The sequence below is a fragment of the Shewanella putrefaciens genome, from assembly GCF_016406325.1.
Lineage (GTDB): Bacteria > Pseudomonadota > Gammaproteobacteria > Enterobacterales > Shewanellaceae > Shewanella > Shewanella putrefaciens.
Map to the genome: position 1 here is coordinate 3,465,760 of NZ_CP066370.1, position 22,053 is coordinate 3,487,812.

15 protein-coding genes are annotated in these 22,053 nt (G+C 44.8%); 3 read left to right on the forward strand and 12 right to left on the reverse strand.

Going from position 1 to position 22,053, the window contains the following annotated elements:
• From cydC to JEZ96_RS15495, 3 genes are all read right to left on the reverse strand, one after another.
• Complete coding sequence (cydC, locus tag JEZ96_RS15485) at positions 1–1,752, reverse strand: heme ABC transporter ATP-binding protein/permease CydC (protein WP_128090253.1); 1,752 nt, start codon at positions 1,750–1,752, stop codon at positions 1–3.
• Positions 1,749–3,680: a heme ABC transporter permease/ATP-binding protein CydD gene (gene cydD / locus JEZ96_RS15490; RefSeq protein ID WP_061782954.1), complete on the reverse strand. Its 1,932-nt coding sequence runs from the start codon at positions 3,678–3,680 to the stop codon at positions 1,749–1,751. Before cydD ends, cydC begins: the two co-directional genes overlap by 4 nt.
• Before the next feature lie 194 nt (positions 3,681–3,874).
• The gene (locus tag JEZ96_RS15495; protein ID WP_025007575.1) at positions 3,875–4,915 is read right to left on the reverse strand and encodes a DUF3626 domain-containing protein; all 1,041 of its coding nucleotides are present in this window, start codon (positions 4,913–4,915) and stop codon (positions 3,875–3,877) included.
• Positions 4,916–5,381: 466 nt separating this feature from the next.
• Between JEZ96_RS15495 and JEZ96_RS15500 the strand changes: the two genes are divergently transcribed.
• On the forward strand, positions 5,382–7,001 hold the full coding sequence (locus JEZ96_RS15500; protein WP_061782955.1) for a DEAD/DEAH box helicase: 1,620 nt from the start codon (positions 5,382–5,384) through the stop codon (positions 6,999–7,001).
• Between the two features lie 102 nt (positions 7,002–7,103).
• Here JEZ96_RS15500 and JEZ96_RS15505 read toward each other — a convergent pair whose 3' ends face one another.
• The 6 genes from JEZ96_RS15505 to JEZ96_RS15530 all read right to left on the reverse strand — a co-directional run bounded on the left by JEZ96_RS15505 (position 7,104) and on the right by JEZ96_RS15530 (position 16,680).
• Positions 7,104–8,672: a methyl-accepting chemotaxis protein gene (locus JEZ96_RS15505; protein WP_011788212.1), complete on the reverse strand. Its 1,569-nt coding sequence runs from the start codon at positions 8,670–8,672 to the stop codon at positions 7,104–7,106.
• Between the two features lie 277 nt (positions 8,673–8,949).
• Positions 8,950–10,326 carry an ATP-dependent RNA helicase DbpA gene (dbpA, locus tag JEZ96_RS15510; RefSeq protein WP_011788211.1) on the reverse strand — a complete coding sequence of 459 codons (1,377 nt, stop codon included), beginning with the start codon at positions 10,324–10,326 and terminating at the stop codon, positions 8,950–8,952.
• 338 nt (positions 10,327–10,664) lie between these two features.
• On the reverse strand, positions 10,665–11,552 hold the full coding sequence (locus JEZ96_RS15515; RefSeq protein ID WP_025007574.1) for a pirin family protein: 888 nt from the start codon (positions 11,550–11,552) through the stop codon (positions 10,665–10,667).
• Positions 11,553–12,074: 522 nt separating this feature from the next.
• A complete protein-coding gene (locus JEZ96_RS15520) occupies positions 12,075–13,706 on the reverse strand; it encodes a UvrD-helicase domain-containing protein (RefSeq protein WP_025007573.1) in 1,632 nt (543 codons plus the stop codon).
• Between the two features lies 1 nt (position 13,707).
• Positions 13,708–15,408 carry an ATP-dependent nuclease gene (locus JEZ96_RS15525; protein ID WP_025007572.1) on the reverse strand — a complete coding sequence of 567 codons (1,701 nt, stop codon included), beginning with the start codon at positions 15,406–15,408 and terminating at the stop codon, positions 13,708–13,710.
• Positions 15,409–16,476: 1,068 nt separating this feature from the next.
• Complete coding sequence (locus tag JEZ96_RS15530) at positions 16,477–16,680, reverse strand: YheV family putative zinc ribbon protein (RefSeq protein WP_025007571.1); 204 nt, start codon at positions 16,678–16,680, stop codon at positions 16,477–16,479.
• A 253-nt stretch (positions 16,681–16,933) separates the two neighbouring features.
• On the opposite strand from JEZ96_RS15530, the gene JEZ96_RS15535 reads away from it, so the two are divergent.
• Together JEZ96_RS15535 and JEZ96_RS15540 are read left to right on the forward strand one after the other, a co-directional pair.
• Entirely contained in the window at positions 16,934–18,844 is a 1,911-nt protein-coding gene (locus tag JEZ96_RS15535) for an ABC transporter ATP-binding protein (protein WP_128090252.1), read from the forward strand.
• Between the two features lie 44 nt (positions 18,845–18,888).
• Complete coding sequence (locus JEZ96_RS15540) at positions 18,889–19,350, forward strand: DUF2390 domain-containing protein (RefSeq protein WP_014611257.1); 462 nt, start codon at positions 18,889–18,891, stop codon at positions 19,348–19,350.
• A gap of 37 nt (positions 19,351–19,387) precedes the next feature.
• On the opposite strand, the gene JEZ96_RS15545 is transcribed toward JEZ96_RS15540, so the two are convergent.
• From JEZ96_RS15545 to JEZ96_RS15555, 3 genes are all read right to left on the reverse strand, one after another.
• Entirely contained in the window at positions 19,388–19,798 is a 411-nt protein-coding gene (locus JEZ96_RS15545; protein WP_011788202.1) for a GFA family protein, read from the reverse strand.
• A gap of 1 nt (position 19,799) precedes the next feature.
• Positions 19,800–21,410, reverse strand: coding sequence for a GMC family oxidoreductase (locus tag JEZ96_RS15550; protein WP_198779885.1), 1,611 nt, complete (start codon positions 21,408–21,410; stop codon positions 19,800–19,802).
• Positions 21,411–21,478: 68 nt separating this feature from the next.
• Positions 21,479–21,985 carry a hypothetical protein gene (locus tag JEZ96_RS15555; protein ID WP_061782956.1) on the reverse strand — a complete coding sequence of 169 codons (507 nt, stop codon included), beginning with the start codon at positions 21,983–21,985 and terminating at the stop codon, positions 21,479–21,481.
• Positions 21,986–22,053: the final 68 nt, after the last annotated feature.

A 22,053-nucleotide genomic window follows, 5' to 3' on the forward strand; every position in this document is an offset into this window, starting at 1 on the left:
TTAACCAAGACGCTTGTAAAGGGCCTGATAGGCAGGGCAGTTTTGCATCAAACTTTGGTGGCTACCTGAGGCAATAATCTTGCCCCCATCCAGCAGATGAATTTGATCCATCTTAGCCATCGCGGTCAAACGATGGCTAATCATTAATAAGGTTTTATCCTTAGCAAATTCAAATAGTAAACTTAAAATTTCCCGTTCAGTGCGTTTATCCAGTCCTTCTGTCGGCTCATCTAACAATAACAGTGGTGCATCACGCAACAGCGCCCTTGCGACACCAATACGGCGCTGCTCGCCCCCAGAAAGTTGGCGCCCACCTTCACCAATCCACATATCCAGCGGCTTATCACCCGTAAGCAACGCACCTAGCCCTACACGTTGCAATACCTCAACCAAACGCGCGTCGTGGGCGGTGCGTTTTTCACCATCAATAACAGGTAAGGCGAGCACGAGGTTTTCCCTCAGCGTACCCGCAAACAGATAGATCCGCTGACTGACGACGGTTATCGCATCCCTAAGACCACGCTCGCTATAGTCTGACAGTAGATGACCATCAAGCTTAATATCCCCTTGCTGCGCTTGCCATTCACGGGTAATCAACGCTAATAGACTCGATTTACCACACCCCGTAGCCCCCAATAGCGCCACTTTTTGTCCGGCTTTTATCTCAAGGGACAAACCTTGTAGCACGCTTTGGCCTTCCCTATAACCAAAGTGAATATCTTCAATCTGTAATGCGCCTGAATGTGCCCGAAGGCCATTATCGGCAACAAATTGAATATCAGCCTCTTGTTCGGTGATTTCATTAATCCGCGTTGCGGCAAGTACACAGCCCGAAAGATGCTGAAATGCGCCAGCAATTAGCATCATCATTTCAATACACGCCATGGTCGCAAACACCATCAGTGCGAACATGGGCCCCGGCGGCACGGCATCACCCACCCCATTGGCAGCTAAATACAGCATCATAATAAGGGCCGAACCCGTGGAGAGGATCAACATGGCTTGGCTGAGTGCCGTAATATTGGCCATCGCGCTCTGGCTTTTAAACAGACTTTCCTCTGCTTGATTGAGCCTCTGCCGATATCTGTCGTTCGCACCAAATAGGCTGAGTTCGGCTTGGCCTTGTAACATATCCAGTAACTGCACCCGATAATGACGCTTAGTCTCAAGCATAGTTCTGCTCGGTTGATGTCCCAGTCGGTAAAACAGCAAGGGCATTACCAACCAAACGACAACCAAGAATAAACATAAACTCAGCGCAAGTTTAGCGTCGAACCAAGCTAAGAATAGATACAAAAGCCCCGTCATCATCAATGACGCCGCCATGGGCGTGAGGAGCCGTAGATATAAATGATCGAGGGTATCGATATCGGCAACTAAGCGGTTAAGCATGTCACCACGGCGAAGCCCTTGTAAATTCTTAGCGCTTAGGGGCAAAAGTTTGCGCCACGCCCAAACCCGAAGCTCAGTTAGTAACTTAAAGGTTGCCTCATGGGTCGCTAAACGCTCACCATAGCGACTCGCTGTGCGAGCAATGAAGAGGAAACGCACTCCACCAGCAGGGGTAAAAAAGTTGAATGCTTGGGAGGTGACTATGGTTAAACCTGCTACTGCGGTGGCCGAAAGAAACCAACCTGACAGTGACAGTAACCCTATGCCAGCCATTAAGGTGATCAGCGTTAGCAGCAAACCTACGGACATCATCAACCATTGACGCGAGAACAGACGAATAAAAGGGATCAGCACTTTCATTGGTCATCTCCTTCGGCCGTATCTAGAACACCATCGAATGAAGCTCCCTCTTGGGTGATCGTATCTAAAGGCACAAGCTCGATATCCGCAATAGACTCTACATTCTCACGCAACATAGTTCGAAATAACCCATCACTTGTAGATAAGGATGCAAAATTACCCTGTTGTACGATTAAGCCCTTATCGAGCACAAGAATAGTATCCATTTGATCTAGTTGATCTAACCTGTGGGTCACCATAATACACATCTTACCTAGCATCGCCTGATTAAGGGTTGAACTCACTAGCTGCTCACTCTGGCTATCTAAACTTGCGGTAGGTTCATCAAGTACAAATAGACTTGCTTTTTGCCCTAACGCTCTGGCGAGGGCGAGCCTCTGAGCTTGACCAACGGATAAACCCGAAGATTGCTCACCGATAGGCGAATCTAAACCTAAGGGTTGTGCCTTAACATATTCAGCAATATTGGCCTTAGTTAACAAATCCCAAATCTGCTCATCCGTCATTGAAGTATCAGCCAATGCGACGTTGTCACGCACTGTACCGTGAAATAACTGCGGCTCCTGCCCAAGCCAAGCTAAATGCTGTCGCAGACTGGCAAGATCGATTGCAGATAACTCATATCCATTGATCAGTAAATGCCCTTTGTAGGGTAAAAATCCCAGTAAGGCATTGAGTAAACTGGTTTTACCCGCTCCGCTTGGTCCCACTAATGCTAAGCGGTCATTAGCTTTTAGCTCAAAACTCACAGGGCCTAATAATCGCGTACCATCAATACTAAAGACTTCAAGATTGTCCCCTTTAACAGTATCGATACCCTTTAGACTCATCTTGCCTGTGGTCTCAGATTCTGGATGTTCAAGTAAGGTGATTAAGGCTTCCGCCGCACCAATGGCCTGCGCCTTAGCATGATAATGGGTGCCCATATCCCGCAGCGGTTGATAAAACTCAGGGGCTAAGATCAGAATAAACAAACCCGTAAATAAGCTAAACGGAATACCACCTAGCTCAGAACTCGTATCGGTAGTGATATTGGCGTGCGCACCGTAATAGCCAAAATCTAAGTGACCCAAATAACTAAAACCAAAGTAAACCGCTAATACCGCAATCGATACCGCTGCAAAAAACTCTAATACCGCCGAGCTTAAAAAAGCCATGCGCAGTACCGACATAGTGCGACTGCGAAACTCCTCTGACGCTTTAGCGATCACCTTAAGTTCTGCATCACCACGGTGGAATAGTTTCAAGGTGCTTAAACCTTTTAATCTATCCATAAAATGTCCACTTAGTCTGGCCAATGCATTGAAGTTCTTGCGATTAGCATCGGCGGCGCCCATACCGACCAAAATCATAAATAATGGAATTAAAGGAGCGGTTAACAATAGGATTAAACCTGCGGCCCAGTTAATAGGGAAAACGGCTGCAAGGATCAGAATAGGGATAAATCCTGCTAAGGTAATTTGTGGTAAATATCTGGCATAAAAGTCTTGTAAATCTTCAACTTGCTCTAAGACTATACTGGCCCAACTCCCCGCAGGTTTACCTTTAATGAATGCAGGGCCAAGTTTAGTGAGTTTATCTAAAACTTGCGTACGTATATGGCTGCGTAAACGCTTGCCCGCCTCAAAACTTGCCCGCTCACGACCATAGGCAAGCAATGATCGCAGCAAGATTAAGCCAATCAAGGCTATAAAATGGGGGATGTAACTGCTGGCATTAATGGCAACGGACGATGCTGTATCCGCAAGGGGGAGAAGCTTATTACCGATAATCACGCCATCGAGAATAGTGGCAATAATAAACGCCTGAGCCACCATAGCAATTGCACTTAGCATCCCAAGCCATACTGATAATTTAAGAAACAAGCCACAGGCTTTTTTTTGCGACTTAAGCCAGACAATAAGGGATTTTTCTAAGGACTTATCCATGGTGCTCCAACAAGACAACGATTAAGCGATTTGCATTGGACATTCGCTAGGTTAACAACTCAGTTTAAGACACTTGCAAGACAGAAAAAGTTGCGATAGGAACGCAGTATCGCAGGCATCCGCAATAGATGAAACCCTGTAGGAGGCTTTTGTTAACCGATTCACAAAAACGAGATAATTTAACAATTTACAAATTAAGCACCGTATTTTACTAACACATGCCAAAGCAATTTGAGTTCATGGGCGACCAGAGCGCGATTTCCGCGTTCACGCCAATGTTGGGGGAAATGATATAAATCCCTCGCAGCAACACCAATAGCATAGGCATTAACCCTATCTTCTATCGCAATACACTGAGCGAGTGATGGCATAGTAGGGCCACGAAAATCACTTGGGATTTGTTCCGTATGTAAGCTAAAACCTTGGTGATATTGCAGTTCAATATCATACCTATCACACATTTTACTCAAAGTGTCGCCAATATCCGTCCCCTTAAAACTCGGATCAGCCACCAGCATGGCGATATCCTCATCGAGTGATACATCACCGTGGATCTGCGCTTCAATATAATGATCGAGGTTACTTGATAGTGGCCGCTCAAACCGTGACATCAAAGAAGCATTGAGTTGATGCCCCAAATAATGGATCACATTCAGCGGCTTGAAGTCAGTTTTGCCTAAGGCATAGTGACGCTCAAAGCTTTCCGTTAACAGCGCTGCTAAAATATCCTCAAAACAACCTAAAGTTCCCTTCTCCTTTGGATTGCGATATGAGTCAAGGTAGGAAAAGGTAGCCCGAGACATCACTTCTGTATGAGTCAAGAAATAACAACTGCCAAAGCGAGGAGCTGGGCCATCCTGCCACATGCTCAAATCTAAGGCGCCATATTTAGGTCGGGATTTTGTTCCTTTATACACATTGCCAAAGAGTTGGTTTTCCCAATGATCCCTTGGGCCACCTAATTCAGGGGATAACTGACCATTAGAAATATGGGTTTCAAACTGGCTGCGATATTGACCATCTCGGAGCAAACCTTCTGCTACCGTCATGCCGCGACTATCAATTCTATCGGGATGAAAATGTAACGCGACACGGCCACAGCTTACTAATTGCTTAAGTGCTAACTGCATTTCATGCGTAGGAATATTGGACATCTGTTGCACGTTTTTAATGACGGCAACGGCCTGCTCACTTCGCCCTCGTGCAAGGCGTTCAATATGCTGTATCGCTGTCATAGTTCACCTGTAATGAGGCGTATAATCAACTCAAGAAAATCCCATCCTAAAAGTAAAATGGCTTGGCAATCAAGGAACACAACCTCAAGCCCTGTCTCACCTTAGGAAATATCCACTTATTTCAACCTAGGTATAAAATCGCTGCAACCTATTGTGGGCATTTGTTAATTCTACTCCAAGACAAACCACTTAAAAGCAATCAAATTAACATAATCGTGATCTTTCACTAAATACTGAACAACACCCTAACTGGTATAAATTCGCTAAATATCAATAAATGGGAATAAAGCGTGGCAAGTGGCCACACGCTTTAACAGCTATCTTTTATATATCTAAGCCATATTACAGGGGGACTTGGCTTTATTCGATGGCACTTAAGGGCCTGATCCTGTAAGCTGCACGCCCGCCAGCGAACCCTGGCCATTGACCACAAATGCAGCAAAGTGTTGCCACAAGAGACCTATCTATGAGTTTTACCTCCCTGGGCTTATCGGCCCCGATACTTAAAGCCGTTGCCGAACAAGGCTACGACACACCTTCGCCAATCCAAGCGCAAGCAATTCCCGCTGTGCTTCAAGGCAAAGATGTGATGGCGGCAGCCCAAACTGGAACAGGTAAAACAGCAGGCTTCACCCTTCCTTTGTTAGAGTTACTCAGTAAAGGTCAAAAAGCCCAAGCGGGACAAGTTCGCACCTTAGTATTAACACCCACACGTGAACTTGCGGCACAGGTTGCTGAAAGTGTCGAAACCTACGGCAAATACTTACCCTTACGCTCTGCGGTCGTCTTTGGTGGCGTCCCGATCAATCCGCAAATCGCAAAATTACGCCACGGTGTCGATGTATTAGTCGCGACACCCGGTCGATTAATGGATCTGTATAATCAAAAAGCGGTGAAATTTAATCAACTTGAAATACTCGTATTAGATGAAGCCGATCGCATGCTCGATATGGGCTTTATCCGAGATATCCGAAAAATTCTCGCCATATTACCTAAGCAACGCCAAAACCTGATGTTCTCAGCCACCTTCTCCGATGAAATTCGCGAGTTAGCTAAAGGCTTAGTGAACAATCCGGTAGAAATTTCGGTGACACCGCGCAATGCCGCAGCCACCACAGTCAAACAGTGGGTTTGCCCTGTTGATAAAGGTCAAAAGTCGGCACTACTCACCCAACTTATTAAGCAACACGACTGGCAACAAGTATTAGTGTTTTCACGCACTAAACACGGTGCCAACCGTTTAGCTAAAAATCTGGAAGAAGCAGGGATTAAAGCTGCGGCAATTCACGGTAATAAAAGTCAAACTGCTCGTACTAAAGCTTTGGCCGATTTTAAAAATGGTCAAGTGCGTGTATTAGTCGCAACCGATATTGCGGCCCGCGGCTTAGATATTGACCAGCTGCCACAGGTCGTTAACTTCGACTTACCCAACGTGCCTGAAGATTATGTCCATCGTATTGGTCGCACTGGTCGTGCGGGCGCTTCGGGCCAAGCGGTATCATTGGTCAGCAGTGAAGAAATCAAATTACTTAATGATATTGAACGCCTTATCAACCGTATCCTCGACCGTGAGGTCGTTGAAGGCTTTAATCCAGTACATCCACTGCCTGAGTCACGCTTAAATTCGAGCAGTAAAAATAACACAGTAAAAACCATTCCAAGTCGTCGCAATCACCGAAGTGCAGGTCAGGCTGCACCGAGAGCGGGTTCAGGACGTGATGGCTATAAAGCTGAGGACAAAAAAGAAGGTGCGCAGCGCCAACAACATACACCATCGCCCAAAAGTAACGAGCATAAAGATGGTCAACGCAGCGGTGATGTCGCTCGTGGTCACAAGCCAAACGACAAGAATCCCAGACACAGCGGTGAAGTCAGTGGCGCTCCTCGCGGCGATGCTAAACCTCGTACACCACGTTCAAACGACGGTCGTGCGAATAGCACTGGCGCCAATCGCCCAAGTGAAGGCCGTTCAGGCTCTGGCGAAAATCGTAGTCCATCAAGTGACAATCCTTACGCCAATGGCCCAAAGAAAAACACCCGTCGCCCAAATAACGGTGCAAGTCGCCCAAGAAACACCCAAGATTAGTCCGTCTTTAACAAGAAAAACGACTTAGTATCAAGCTCAATCAAACGCCCAAATCCACATAAATTTGGGCGTTTGTATTTTTACAATCCTTGCTTATTTATGTCATACCTTACGGAAGCGCTCTACCAGCTCGTGCAATTGTTCTGATGTCATTTGTAGATTTTTGCCACTTTCACTGACCTCTGTGCCTTGCTCTAATGAAGTACTGGCAAGCTCAGAAATAATCACAATTTGTTGATTAATATCTTCAGCAACATGGGCTTGTTCTTCCACCGCAGCAGCCATTTGCACCGCCATAGTGGCGATACTCGTCACTGCAACACTAATGCCTTCTAATGCCTTTTCAGCTAATCCGACTTGAGCAACCCCCTGTTCAGTATCTTTACATCCATTTTGAGCAATCAATACTGAGGCTTTAGCTTTGGTCGAAAGTAGTTGAATAATATCGTAAATTTCTTTAGTTGATGCGGTAGTTCGCGACGCGAGCAGCCTCACTTCATCGGCGACCACAGCAAAGCCTCGGCCTTGATCACCTGCTCTTGCAGCCTCAATTGCAGCATTAAGGGCAAGTAAGTTGGTTTGTTCGGCGATCTGTTCAATTAATTGTGCCGCGCCCACAATTTTATCAGTCTGATCAGCAAGATCCGCCACCGACTGGCTAATATCATTGACGGTTTTTTGTAGCTGCTGCATTGCACTACGTGTTTGTCCTGCCACCGCAGAACCTGAACAGGCTAACGCATCAACATCGCTGGCTTTGGTTGCGGTATCTTGCACATGTGACGATATTTCAGCAATCGTTGTCGTCATCTGATTCATGGCTGTCGCAACTTGTTCTGTTTGCACTTGCTGCTTACGGATACAGTCCGTTGATTCTACAGATAAATGCATCACTTGATCCGATTGTGAGGCCACTTTAGTCGAGGCATCTTCGATCCGAGTTAACACTGTATTTAAATGGGCTGATTCCGCTAATACCGCAACCTCCAATTGCCCCAATATTCCACGATGTTTTGCATAGGAAGCAACTGCAAGTGGATCGGTAAAAGGGGTTGGCAGCAATTCCACAAGGTGAGTAAGTGTGCTGTTTAAACGGTATACTCCCAAACCATAGCTAAGTAACGCTGTGATAAGAAAAGCAATAGACGCTTCTGTTGGGCCTAATCGCCACCATAACAGTAATGAAATAATCATAGCGATCGCAGGTAGGCTTACCCAACGAAGATTAGCCATCAGGGTTGAAAGACTGCTTTGAGGATTTTTTCCTGCATTGATTGCCGTGTATAAACGCTCTGCATGGGCTACCTGCTCTCGGCTTGGTACAGAGCGAACCGATTCATACCCCACTACACGTCCATGTTCCGTCACTGGAGTCACATAGGCATTAACCCAATAATAATCCCCATTCTTACAGCGGTTTTTTACAAGCCCCATCCAAGGTTTGCCCTGCTGTAAATAGCTCCACATCGTCTTAAATGCCGCTTCAGGCATATCAGGATGTCGAACTATGTTATGGGGTTTGCCAACTAACTCTTCACGGCTAAAACCACTAATGGAGATAAATGCATCATTACAATGCAAGATAGTGCCCTTAATATCAGTAGATGAAATAAGCTGCTGTTCCTTCGGAAATGTTCTTTCATTTCCTGTAATGGGCAAATTTTTACGCATTTGTGACACTCTCCTTAGTGAACCACAACAGGGACTACATCAACTAAATTTTGTTTAAGATTGGAATGACTGATAAAAATTTAGCAGCTAAATCAGGCTTTGGTAGGACATAAAAGATTAATTTAGAAAAAAAAGCCAAATAGATGTGCAAACTGAGAATAGCGAATATCTGAAGGTGCAACTTGATATAAAAAATGAAATTGAGCCCCAAAGCTCAATTTCATTTAGTGATTAATCAACAATAGCGGATTAACAAAACCTCACAGCAAAACCAAGCTTACTTCATTGGCCAAGCGCGGTAAGATTTACCTTTAATACGCCCGCCAGTCAGTTTGTTCAGTGCTTTCTTGGCAACCTTACGATTAACGGCCACATAGGCGCGGTAATCGGTCACTTGGATTTTACCCACCTGTGAGCCTTCGATACCGTTTTCGCCCGTCAGTGCGCCTAAGATATCCCCTGGACGCAGTTTTTCCTTCTTACCGCCATCGATCTGCAGAGTGATCATGGTTGGCGCTGCAGGCGTGCTACCGAGCAGACTTTCAGATGGCAGTGATTCGCTGGTGATTTCGCGCTCTAAATATTCTTCTAACAAGGCAATCTTGTAACCGTCTTGGTCATTGTAGAAGGTATAAGCGGCGCCTTTACTGCCCGCACGGCCAGTACGACCGATACGGTGAATGTGCACTTCGGTGTCATAGGCGACATGATAGTTAAACACGGCATCCAGCGCATCGATATCTAAACCACGGGCGGCAACGTCGGTCGCCACTAAGACACAGGCACTCTTGTTGGCAAATTGCAGCAAGGTTTCGTCCCTGTCTCTTTGCTCTAAATCACCGTGCAAAGCCAATACGCTAAAGCCTAAACCTTCAAGCTCATCGGCCACTTTTTGAGTTTCGCGTTTCGTGTTACAGAACACCACCGCGCTTTCAGGCTTATGTTCTAACAACAATAATTGCAGCGCTTGCATACGCGCCTTGTCATCATCTAAATGATAGAAATGTTGGGCTATGCTCAAGCTGTCGTGATTACCTTCGACTTTAACCATGCTTGGGTCATACATGATTTGCTTAGCAATCGATTGAATTTGCTCAGGGAACGTCGCGCTGAATAGCAGCGTCTGACGCTCACGCGGAGCTTGTTCGATAATCGCATCGAGGGCGGGTTGGAAGCCCATTTCTAACATGCGATCGGCTTCATCGAGCACTAACATGTTGAGATTGCTTAAATCTAAGCGATTGCGATCTAAGTGATCGACGATACGACCCGGCGTACCCACAATAATGTGTGCACCGTGCTCCAGCGAGCCAACCTGTGGTCCCATAGGTACACCGCCGCAAAGTGTCAGTACTTTAACGTTATGAATACCACGGGCAAGGGTGCGGATTTCCTGCGCCACTTGGTCGGCCAACTCGCGGGTTGGGCATAACACTAAGGTTTGAATGCGAAAGCGTTTAACGTCTAACTTGTTCAGTAACCCTAAGCCGAAGGCGGCCGTTTTACCCGAGCCAGTTTTACCCTGACCTATCACATCCTGCCCCGCTAAAATGGGTGGCAAACTTTGCGCCTGAATTGGCGTCATCTCGTTGTAACCCATAGAAGAAAGGTTCTCAAGCAGTTCGGGTTTTAGCTTAAGAGTCGAAAAAGCCATTGATGGATTAGGCTTAGTATCAGAGTTGCTCAAGGTGAATATCCTGTGGTGGGTAACGAAGCGGCTGCTAGGTTACTGAAATTGCGTTACTTATCGATTAAACTGGTCTATCAAGATTCAGGTTAGTTTTAGGCTAGCTTGAGTTTAGATTTAAGCGCTAGGCTCGCTCAACCCAAAAGCACGGCTATTGTAGCAACAAAGCGCGGCTTTTGCCTCAAGTCCTTAAGCAATAGACATAGCTTGCGTGAACAGCAACAAAAAGCCCTGTAGGAATACAGGGCTTAAACTTAAATTTAGGCTTGGATTTAGAATTAGCTCAGCACGGCAGATTTAACAAATTACGCGATTTGGCCGAAACGCCCTTCTTGATAGTCGCGGATCGCCTGCTGAATTTCCGCTTGGGTGTTCATCACAAAGGGACCCATTTGGACGATTTTTTCACGGATAGGTTTACCCGCAAACAGTAACATCCCCGCGCCGCGCTCATCGACCTTAAGCTTAAGCACACTTTGGCTATCGAGCACTAAAAACTCGCCATGATGATGTTGATTTGAAGCAGATGACCAGTGTGAATCCTCACCCTTACTCGAATCGCTTTTATATAAGCCACCTTGGTAAAGGTACAAGGCGACAAACTCGTGTTGAGACAAATCAAGCGTGGCCTCAGCGTTTGGCGCTAGACTTAAATCAGCAATCGCAGCCTCACCCGCTAATCCTTGAATAGCCGCACTAATAATCGGTTGATCTTTAAAGCCCCAGTCACCCGCTAAGGCTTTCAAGGTTGCGCCAGTATCATTGGTCGCTTCAACGCTCGCGCTACCCGCAGTATCTTGATACTTCGCAGGGCGCAGCTTGTCTTTGGCGGGCATATTGACCCAAATTTGGAATCCATGCAGACCATCAACTGCATCGGCCAGCGGCATTTCAGAGTGCACTACCCCGAACCCGGTACTCATCCACTGCACATCGCCCGCACGAATCGCCTTCACATTACCCATTTGGTCGCGATGCTCAAAACCGCCCTTACGAATATAAGTGAAGGTCTCCATCCCGCGATGGGGATGTGCGGGGAAGCCACCGATAAAATCTTGTTCATCATCGGATTTTATTTCGTCGATCATCAAGAAAGGATCAAATTTAGTCGTCACAAAATCGGCGACACGGCGAATATTGACCCCATCGCCATCCATCGCGGCTTTGGCGGAAAACTGACTTAATACTTTCATTGCTGCTCTCCTATCGGTTGAGCAAAGCGGTGCGTGAAAGGCCAAAATCATGTGGCTAACACAAGACGCAAACGCTTTGCTGATAGAGGCAGAATAACAAGGAAGTTTACAAAAGAATAACGCGAAATCACGGCCTAAACATTCGAAAAAATAGAAGGGTAGGCAGTTGATATCCACTCACACAGGTTTGCCATGGCATTTGCTCGTCGACTCGCAGCCAGTCCGTCCATGGGGCGGACGGTCGTCTCGCTAATCACCATGACTCACCTTTTTGGCATTAGCGTAACCTATAGATTTAAAAGACATACGTAACACACTTTTGGACAAAAGTGAGCTAGGTTTTTTACTCTAATTCGTGGAGTTCGGATTAAAATTTATATGGGTTAACGCCTTGCTCACCGGAAAATTAGGAGCGCAGCGAGTAATTTTTCCGTGTGCAGAAACTTGTTAGAGAGCAAATAGCAATACGCTGCGGGTTGCCGCAGGTTTTTCTCTCTATGAAGAAAGAGCATATTTAATGCGCTATCGATACAATCCATCTAATCCAGGCAACGAAAAGAATTGAGACGGTTTTCCTGTTTTGGTTTCATAGTCTCGATTGAGACGACTATTACTTGTAACTAGAACGCAATAATTTTTCGCTCTAGTTATCCCAACAAAATGTAAATTCAACTCCTGCTCCCAATTATCATATATTACATCGAAGCAACCTCGAACAAACTTTCTTTTTGGGTGAATCCAATCGTATAGATCCAAGTGATAGACAAGCTCAAATTCTAGCCCTTTAGATTTATGAAGTGTCATAACTTGAACTTCATTCTCATTTATCGGCTTATAGTGCTGAAGCAACCTAGATTCCAAGCATATTGTATTGATCAACTCTTTATCTGAAGCACTGATATCGACATTTAAGACTTGACCAGTGATATCCACAATTGCACGTGATAGTTCATCTTGAACTTTATCACCAATAGATGATATCGTTTTACGCAATACAGATAAACTATTATTCGAAACTGGAGTAAATGACTGTATATACTCAACAACATCATTTAAACGATGATGCTCGTCGAATCGAAACCTTAAAAGCTGAGAAAATAAATTACAAACCCTTGTGTTTCTAACTGCCAATGGGTCTTCGTCAAAGATTCGAAACGGTACATTTAATCCATTACTAAGAAATTCTAGAGATATGTTATTTCTTACAAGTATTCCTATTTGCGAGTATGATTCAACTAGATTATTCTTAAATGCAAGTTCAATTGACTCATTTATTTTTTCAGTAACATCTACTTGAGTGCCTGTGTAGTTGCGCCTATATACTCTGATATCACTAGCTGGCAATAAATCACATTCAGCGTCGTAAAGCCGGTTAGAATAATTAGTAATTGATGGGTGACAGCGATGATTGACATTTACGATATGATGTTCGAAGACATCAGGTTTGTTTGTTAACTCTTTAATAAACTCAGGGTCACTCCCACGCCAAGCATAGATAGATTGTTGTACATCACCAACTGCAACACCTACTAGCCCCAGTTCTAGTAACTTGAGAAAAAGTATATGTTGTGGCTCAGAGGAGTCTTGATATTCATCTATGTATACCGAGTTGTATTTTGCTGCAATATATCTTTGACAAGCATGAGATTCCGTTATGACATGATTGGCTATCACACCAAGCAGTTCTAGCAAGACAAAACCATGATCGAATAATATGACAATATCATCTTCTAAGCATTTAAAAGTAGTTGAGTTTACCTCATCGCTGTAATGAGGTATTACACTCAGTTTGTCCATAACACATTTAGGTATTTCATCGAATTTAATGCACTCTAATTGGTGCTTTTGCCTATCAAGAACTCTTGCCAAAAAAGGATGTATAATCTCACTCAAACAAAAATGATCAATAGTGCCAAAAAAGCTCATTTTTGTATCGCAAGCATTCTTCTTACATCGCTTTCTTAATTCCTTACTGGCCTTTACAGTAAAAGTAATCCCAATAACACCTCGATAAGACGGAAGCTCTTTAACTTCATTTCTTATCTTTTGTGCAATAACAGTAGTCTTTCCACTTCCTGGGCAAGCAGTAATGACCATATTTGAATTTGAGCTTATCGCTGCTTTTTGATCTGGAGTATACTCGAAATCACTCATGTTATTGGCCTACCAACTTAACAGCATGATGCAATGGCTTAGCTAACTCACCCCCACTTAACCCTGCAAGCGCCTTTTTATTTTGTGACAAAAATTCTCGCATTCTAATAGCTTTCTTACTCTGCAAGTATTTTACTGCATCATTGATAGCGGTCTTTCCGGAATAATTTAACAATTCATCAGGAAGCTCTAAAGCCAGATCAGCTTCTAGATCAATCTTTGAAAGAAATATTCCGTGTGGATTTATTTTATCTGAAGTCGTTTTCCAAAATCCAGAATCAACTAAGCCTTGCGAAGTTGTTGTTGGTGTATAGTCGGGGCCAATAGCTAGGCCAGCCAATGATAAGCATCTATTAATACCGACAGCTCTTTTGTTAACACTATTTTTAATACCTGAAACATCATTATCTGTTCTCAACACCCAAGGTATTTCCATAGCATCCAAAATTTTTCTGTAAACTTTGAATTGAACTCCATCAACACTCAGGATTGATATATTATGAAAATCCAAATCTATTCCTATCTGTATTGCCAATTCTTCGTAAAAGAGTTTTTCTGATGGTCCTTCAACCAAAAAAACACAGCTAGAAAAAAAGGCCTCAGCAGGAAGAATACTCATCCTATAACCTAAGTCGTCCCATGCATCGGAAATGCATGCCGAACAGCCACCGTTAGCCGCTACACTTCCATTTTCAGCCAAGAGAATTCGAACTATTGAGTCTGGCTTATATCGTTCTGTTATTTGAGGAGAATGACTTGTAATTATAGTTTGTCCGGGAAGATCATGGATTAAATAATCAGCCAGCTTCCGTTGTTGATGTGGATGTAAATGAGCTTCAGGTTCTTCAACACAATAAAATGTAACCTCGTGTTCAGGATCAAACTCTCTTTGACTTTTTGCCTTCCATAAGGCTAATAATATTTGATTATTTCGACCATCACCACCAAGCATTAGTTTTGAGCCAGATGTAGATGCGCCTAATTCTAAATTTTCAATAAACTGATTTACTTTTATAGCCCCAGTATCTAAATGAACACTATAGTTATCATTTTTATATGAAAGTTTTTTCAACTCCTCATTAACTGCTGAGGTAGCATCTTTCACATAGTTAAGCTCCGCAATCTTTACATTAACTTCGTTTAACTTGGCTGATATGGCTACCATTTCAACTTGGTCATGCTCGAGTTCTTCGTCTTCAAGGCGGTCTTGAGACTGTTTAAGTAATTGTCTTTTTTCTATTTGAATAAACTTTTGAAGGTCTCTTCTGGATTTTACATATCGTAAATTTAACTGTTTCAAATAGAATCTTGATGGAATAAGCTCAAGCTCATCATCCGAACATCCGATAGATATCTCGTAATCTAGTGTCTTTCTATCTGCTGTAATAGCAATCACGGTCTTACTTTCATCACTCACACTCCCCTTCAGCGCAGAAAGAACAGCATCCTCATTGATATCAGAAAAATAGATTTTAATAGAGAAAGATTCTGCCTGAATTCCATCGTTATCTATGAAGAAATCCGTAGCTTCTGGCTCAATATCCCTATCTGACAACGACTTATCAAGTAGCAAACGGATGCCATAGAGTAAATTTGTTTTACCAACATCATTGCTTCCAATCATTAGCGTCTTATCTGTAAAGCGAATAGTTGCTTCTCGGAAGTTCCTAAAGCCTTCAAGACTCACTTTTTCAATTATCAATTTAAGTATCCTTTAAAACAATCTGAAAGCTCAGGTTTGATAGCAAGCAAATTTTCTCATCAAAGTCTTTATGGTTGCAATGAATCAGGGTTGCCCTCTAACGCTCAAAGCAGCTGCGCGGTATGCGTCGGCGGGCTTTGCTTGTTAGCAGCCTAAACCGAACTTGCGCGGCTTGCCGCACTGGCAAACCCGAACAAACGACAGACTGCTTTTATTAAAAACTACACCCGTTAACTGCGATACGGCGAGCCAACCGGAACCTGTAAAACAGCTAAGCGAAGCCACAAAGAACAACGCTGCCGTCACCACCGTTTGCAGCAAACCCGCAAACTGGCGAACTTAACCTTTTGGCGCAGCTGCTAAGAAAACCAAACGCGAGCAATGCCGGAACAAAACTACTGACTAAAACTGTTAAAACCCGAACACCTGCTAACGTCTTAGTATTTATGAGCTGCGCGTTTACCTCGTTGGACCAGTGAAAACGCGCACAGTTAACTATATGTATGCAAAGAACTTATCAGCTTTCTGCCAAATACACCATCTGGAAAGCGTGCATGCGCGTTTTCCAAACCTATCAACTAAAAGCCAGTCAATATAGTCTATTGATTTTATATAGTTTTATTTATTCCAGATTGGATAAATGCGCACTGATTTTGTCTTCAAACCACCACAAAATATTTAAATTAAAATACGACTGTATACCCATACATTGTTAGGCAATTTACGGTAGGGTCAAACATTAGACAAAGATATGAGAATTTGTAGGGCAACTCATTCGTCCGTTTACGATTGACCAAAGGTGTTATAACGAGCTTTGGGCAAAAGCTGTTTAGGGCAGATTGTGAATTAAGGACTTAGCTAAGATTGGCATTGTTGCACCTGTGACCTTCTAAAACAGGATGTTTTAGTTGAGCCATCAGGGACGAGTTTATGGCGAGTCACTGGGGAAACAATGACAATTCATGCGACACAACTGACGAGACCGTTATCTTGAATGGTTAGCCGAGCTTTAGAATGTGACCTTTAAAGTGGCCACATTCAGATTCTCACGTGAATTGAAGCTTCAACCTAATCCGGTTTAAACACGCCGATCACAGCGCCGGTGGCTTTTTCAGCAACCTTTTCATTGGTTTGCTGTTCACGGTAATCACACTCTGTGCATTCAACGGTTTCGATGCCGTTTTCTTTGTAGAGTAAAATGCTGTCTTTGGCGCTGCATTTTGGGCACTTAGCACCGGCTACGAAACGCTTTTTGATTTTAGTGTTTGTCATAATAGATAAAGGACCAGATAGCAGGGCCAAGGGACTCGGCCGAAGAAATTGGCGCTATTTTGCCACACTGATGATTGAATGCCAGTGTTACCTGAAAGTATGAGGCCTTAGGTCGATGTGATGCGATTCGCTAAAGATCATCCTGAAAAGTCGAATAATTGTCCGAGTTATCGGGTCAGGCTGTGGTTTGATACGGGGTTGTACGCTATTATCTGTGCCCTGACGAATTTACGTTCTAACCAAGTTGTAGTTAATGATCAGCATCAACCAAGCGCAATTAATCCGTGGCAGCAAAACCCTGCTAGATGAGACCTCTCTCACGATTTATCCCGGCCATAAGGTCGGTTTAGTCGGTGCTAACGGCACAGGCAAATCCTCACTGCTCGCATTAATTTTAGGTCACTTAAGCCTAGATAAAGGTGAATTTAGTCTGCCTTCTGGCTGGCAAATTGCCACTGTGGCCCAAGAAACTCCTGCGCTCGACGTCTCGGCACTGGAATATGTGATCGATGGCGATAGCGAATATCGTCAATTAGAAGCCCTATTACACAAGGCTCAAGAAGATAACGACGGCAATGCCATCGCACTCTTACACGGCAAAATCGACGCTATCGGTGGTTATGCGATTCATTCGCGTGCAGGCTCATTGTTAGCGGGTTTGGGCTTTAGTGAAGCCGAGCAAAGCAATCCGGTGAAAAGCTTTTCGGGCGGTTGGCGTATGCGCCTCAACTTAGCCCAAGCGCTACTGTGCCGCTCTGACTTATTGCTCCTCGACGAACCGACCAACCACTTAGACTTAGATACCATGTACTGGCTCGAAGGTTGGATTAAGTCCTATCAAGGTACGCTGATTTTAATCAGCCATGATAGGGACTTTATCGATGAAATCGTTGATGAAATCGTCCACGTTGAAAATCAAAAACTCAATTTCTACAAAGGCAATTACAGTGCCTTTGAGCGCATTCGTGCCGAACGTATGTCGCAACAACAGGTCGCCTTCGAACGCCAACAAAAAGAACGTGCGCACATGCAGTCCTTCGTTGACCGTTTCCGTTACAAGGCAAGTAAAGCCAAACAAGCCCAGAGCCGCTTAAAGGCGCTAGAGCGCATGACTGAGTTGTTGCCGTCTCAAGCCGATAGCCCCTTTTATATGGAGTTTCGTGCTCCGGAAGCCCTACCCAATCCGCTGATTAAGATGGAGCAAGTCGCAATAGGCTATGGCGATAAGCCCATCCTGAGCAAGGTGCATTTAAACTTAGTGCCGGGTGCACGCATTGGTTTACTCGGCCGTAACGGCGCGGGTAAATCGACATTAATCAAGCTGTTATCGGGTCAATTATCGCCAACGACAGGTTTGTATGAACCTAATCCCGGCGTCAATATTGGCTACTTTGCCCAGCATCAAATCGAATTTTTGCGCCTCGATGATACACCGATGCAGCATTTAGTACGTCTTGCACCCAATGCCAGAGAGCAAGAGTTGCGTAACTTCTTAGGCGGTTTTGGCTTTAACGGCGATATGGCGCTTTCACCTGTACGCCCCTTTTCTGGCGGCGAGAAAGCCCGTTTGGTGTTGGCGCTATTAGTTTGGCAACGCCCTAACCTATTGCTGCTCGATGAACCCACCAACCATTTAGACTTAGAGATGCGCCACGCCCTAACCATGGCATTGCAAACCTTTGAAGGCGCAATGGTTATCGTATCCCATGATAGGCATTTACTGCGGTTAACCTGTAGCGATTATTATCTGGTCGATCAAGGTGAAGTGCGCGCCTTCGACGGTGACCTAGACGATTACCATCAATGGCTGCTCGATGCGGCTAAAGCCAGTACCAATCAAACGAGCAATAGCGACGACACCAAACCAGCGGCTGATAAGAAGATACAAAAACGCCTTGAGGCCGAGATCCGCCAAAAGGTATCGCCGCTCAAGCGTAAGCAGACTAAGTTAGAAACCGATCAACAAAAGCTGAGCGAACGCCTCGCCGAGCTAGAACACTTGCTGGCCGATAGCGAATTATATGACCAAGATAACAAAGCCAAGCTAACCGCTGTATTAACGGAGCGAACGAGCTTGACGCAAACCTTAGAAGACAGTGAAATGCAATGGCTAGAACTGCAAGAAGAAATTGATGCAATGGAACTCGAAGTGATAAACCAGTAGGGACTACAAACATGATCACCCCCCCCAATATACAAGGACAATGTATGCAAAATCCATCCAGACTAGACGGCCAAATTTGGGATTGGTGTGATATGAGTTATGGGCACAATAAAGCACTGTGCCTCGAATTGCAGGATAGCTGCCAAGTGAATGTTAACCTGCTGCTACTGGCGCAATATTTAGATCTCACGCTTGATGTTACAGGGCCAAGGCAATATAGCACTGAGCAATGGCAAACATTGACTGCCGCCGTAAAGGAATGGGATGAGAAGTTTCTTTCTCCCTATCGCCGTTTACGTCGCCTTGCCAAAGCAAGTCTGAATAAAGATGAATATCAGCAAATGCTTGATGTTGAGTTGATGATGGAGCGTAAGGCACAGCGCACCATCACTTGTGCTCTGAGAAGGCTTAATCCATTAGGATTAAAGACTAACCTAGTGAGCTACCTAAGTTTATTCGGGCTAGGCGAAGCCGATGTAAAACAGTTAGCGCTACTCACACCTTAAATTTATACGCCTAGATAAAGCCATTACCTCACAGAGCTTAGGCGCTTCGACCTTGGGGATACCTTTTACAGTTATCCTCAATAGTCAACCAACTGACCTGACTCTCAGTATAAATATGGTAATGTGGCCTGATGCGATTAGGATCATCTAAGCTCGCTATTGTTAAGGTGACATAATCAGGGTATTGGGTATGCCGATAGGTCAGCGAGCAACCACATTCCTTACAAAAACCGCGCCTAACAAACTCAGATGATGCAAATTCAGTCACCACACCATTAAGCCAAGTGACTTGAGCAAACTTAAAATCCATCCAAGCGCCAAACACTGAACCCGTACTCTTTTGACACATACGGCAGTGGCAATAATCCGCATCAAAGGGTTCACCATCGAGCCGATAACGAATCGCCCCACACAGGCAACCACCTTCTAAAAGGAATTCTTCAGTCATACTAAACCTTGTCCCCTACACTGAGTTTTGCCGCGAGTCTCTCTGCTAGTTTGCTCGCATTACGTGCCGTAATGCCATAAATCGACAATTGTGGATTAGCACCTAGGCTCGTCGGAAAGATAGAACCATCCATTACCGACAAGTTTTCTAAATAATGTGACTGTCCATCACTGTCAACCATCGCAAGTTTTTTATCTTCACCCAAAGGACATCCTCCCATCACATGGGCCGATGCCACCACAGTGCGCAGTGGCGCGAGCGACATCTGGGCAATGCTTTCTTTGGCCTCTTTCCATGAAGACAAATAGGGCATGCCATCGCTAATCGGTAACACTCTTAACGCGCCCGCAGAGAATTGTAACTCGGCCATACTGGCAAAGGCGCGTCTCGCCGCACGCCAAAAAATATCGGTCAGAGGATAATCTAAGGCAAAACCTGTTGATGTTAAATGCACTTGCCCCCCCTGACTCTCGGGGTGATAACCATCACGCACAAGGGCGATAGTCACCTGTAATTGATTAAATTGTGACATTAGCTCAGCGTGGCTCATGCCATAACCTAAGGTTTTAGAGGCAATGAGTATGGGATGTACAGGCGGTACTTCGAGCTTATAACCCAGCTCCCCCTCTGCACCATTTTTCCAAACAAACTCATCGGAATAAATGGATTGCGGTGCACCACTGTGAGCATTAATCGCATCGGCAAACACGCCACCAGAGAGCAAAGTTGGATGTAAAAAGGTGCGTTTACCCAAAAGCTTGTGGGGATCGGGCACTTGAGAACGCATTAAAAGCGCTGGAGTATGAATGGCGCCAGCACTCAAGATGTAATGTTTGGCCTTAAATAACAACTCAATGGCGGTTGGCCTTAAGTTCACATCAAGTGCCTGTGCCTTTAATGCAAAAACATGACCGTTATGATGCTCAATGTTCACCACTTTTGCGCGACTTACCAACTGTGCACCTTTATCTAGCGCCGCGGGAATGGTGGTCACTAACATAGATTGCTTGGCATTCACTGGGCAACCCATACCGCAATAACCGGCATTCCAGCAACCCGCTACATTACGCTTAATCACAGTGTAATCCCAACCAAGATTAATGCAGCCTTGCTTTAACGCTGCATTATTGCGATTAGGTTCATAATTCCATTGGTGGATATTTAGGCGCTGCTCCATTTGCTCAAACCAAGGGGCTAAGCTTTCTGATGTTAATCCAGCGACGGACTTATTTTGCTCCCAAAAGGCTAACGTCTCAGCCGGAGTACGAATCGAGGTCGTCCAATTTACCGTTGTCGAACCGCCAACGGCGCGGCCTTGGAAGATACCAATCGCTTTGTCGGCGGTTTTCATGGCGGCCGCTTGTTGATATAAATTCGGGTAAGCGACGCGCTCTTCCATATCAAAATCACTGGAAGATTTAAGCGGCCCCGCTTCAACCATGATGACACTCAGTCCTGCTTGGGTAAGAATTTCAGCCGCGACACCGCCCCCTGCACCCGTGCCAACAATAATCACATCGGCTTCAAATTGCTGGTTTGCCTGCAATAGGCTCGCATCTATATGCTGCCAACCTGAATTTAAACCATTCACTATGGGATCGATGATTGCCAACTTGAGCGCTCCAGTGCTACGGGTAACATTTTGATTATTTGCGTTTAATGCCAACATTAACAGAATCGTTATTTGAATAACTCAGGCTTGGCATAATGCAGACGACTCCAATGCTCAGGGCAGGCGTAGTAACTGGCCATCACTAATTCCCGTAGTCCTAAATAAGCCGTCTGTAGTAAGGAAAAATAGCTATGGCGCCAACTTTCTAGCATTTCTGTTAATTCAGCAGGAGAACGCATTAATAGTGGCGTCATGCTAGAGGTTAATAGCAGTAGCCCAAGCCGATTCTCGAGCATATCGAGTAATTCAAACAACTCAATTTGCTGCTCGGCTGGCAACACAGCAATCGACTGTTTTATAGCGTCTAAGGTTCTATTTTGAGCCACTAACTTGTGAGTCGTCACATCGGGGAGCGCCCCATCGAGCATCACAGGTAAGAGTACACTAAATAGCAAACGATAATCCTTACCTTCACTATCATCGGGTAAACTGAGTTCAGGGGAATAGAGATTAACCCCTAAGGCTAGCACTGCAGTACCTGCAAATGCGCCCAGTAAAAAGGTTCTTCGTTTCATCGCTATCTCCTGAATATCAGCATAAAAAACAATTGTGTTACACTAAGCGCGAATTCAAATTAAACATA

Bases quoted from the DNA above. Each gene is read 5' to 3' on its own strand.
- JEZ96_RS15535 (WP_128090252.1), top strand. From the start codon at position 16,934: ATGATCAGCATCAACCAAGCGCAATTAATCCGTGGCAGCAAAACCCTG.
- JEZ96_RS15520 (WP_025007573.1), bottom strand. From the start codon at position 13,706: ATGAGTGATTTCGAGTATACTCCAGATCAAAAAGCAGCGATAAGCTCA.
- dbpA (WP_011788211.1), bottom strand. From the start codon at position 10,326: ATGGCTTTTTCGACTCTTAAGCTAAAACCCGAACTGCTTGAGAACCTT.
- JEZ96_RS15530 (WP_025007571.1), bottom strand. From the start codon at position 16,680: ATGACAAACACTAAAATCAAAAAGCGTTTCGTAGCCGGTGCTAAGTGC.
- JEZ96_RS15555 (WP_061782956.1), bottom strand. From the start codon at position 21,985: ATGAAACGAAGAACCTTTTTACTGGGCGCATTTGCAGGTACTGCAGTG.
- JEZ96_RS15545 (WP_011788202.1), bottom strand. From the start codon at position 19,798: ATGACTGAAGAATTCCTTTTAGAAGGTGGTTGCCTGTGTGGGGCGATT.
- JEZ96_RS15495 (WP_025007575.1), bottom strand. From the start codon at position 4,915: ATGACAGCGATACAGCATATTGAACGCCTTGCACGAGGGCGAAGTGAG.
- JEZ96_RS15505 (WP_011788212.1), bottom strand. From the start codon at position 8,672: ATGCGTAAAAATTTGCCCATTACAGGAAATGAAAGAACATTTCCGAAG.
- cydD (WP_061782954.1), bottom strand. From the start codon at position 3,680: ATGGATAAGTCCTTAGAAAAATCCCTTATTGTCTGGCTTAAGTCGCAA.
- JEZ96_RS15515 (WP_025007574.1), bottom strand. From the start codon at position 11,552: ATGAAAGTATTAAGTCAGTTTTCCGCCAAAGCCGCGATGGATGGCGAT.
- JEZ96_RS15540 (WP_014611257.1), top strand. From the start codon at position 18,889: ATGCAAAATCCATCCAGACTAGACGGCCAAATTTGGGATTGGTGTGAT.
- JEZ96_RS15500 (WP_061782955.1), top strand. From the start codon at position 5,382: ATGAGTTTTACCTCCCTGGGCTTATCGGCCCCGATACTTAAAGCCGTT.
- cydC (WP_128090253.1), bottom strand. From the start codon at position 1,752: ATGAAAGTGCTGATCCCTTTTATTCGTCTGTTCTCGCGTCAATGGTTG.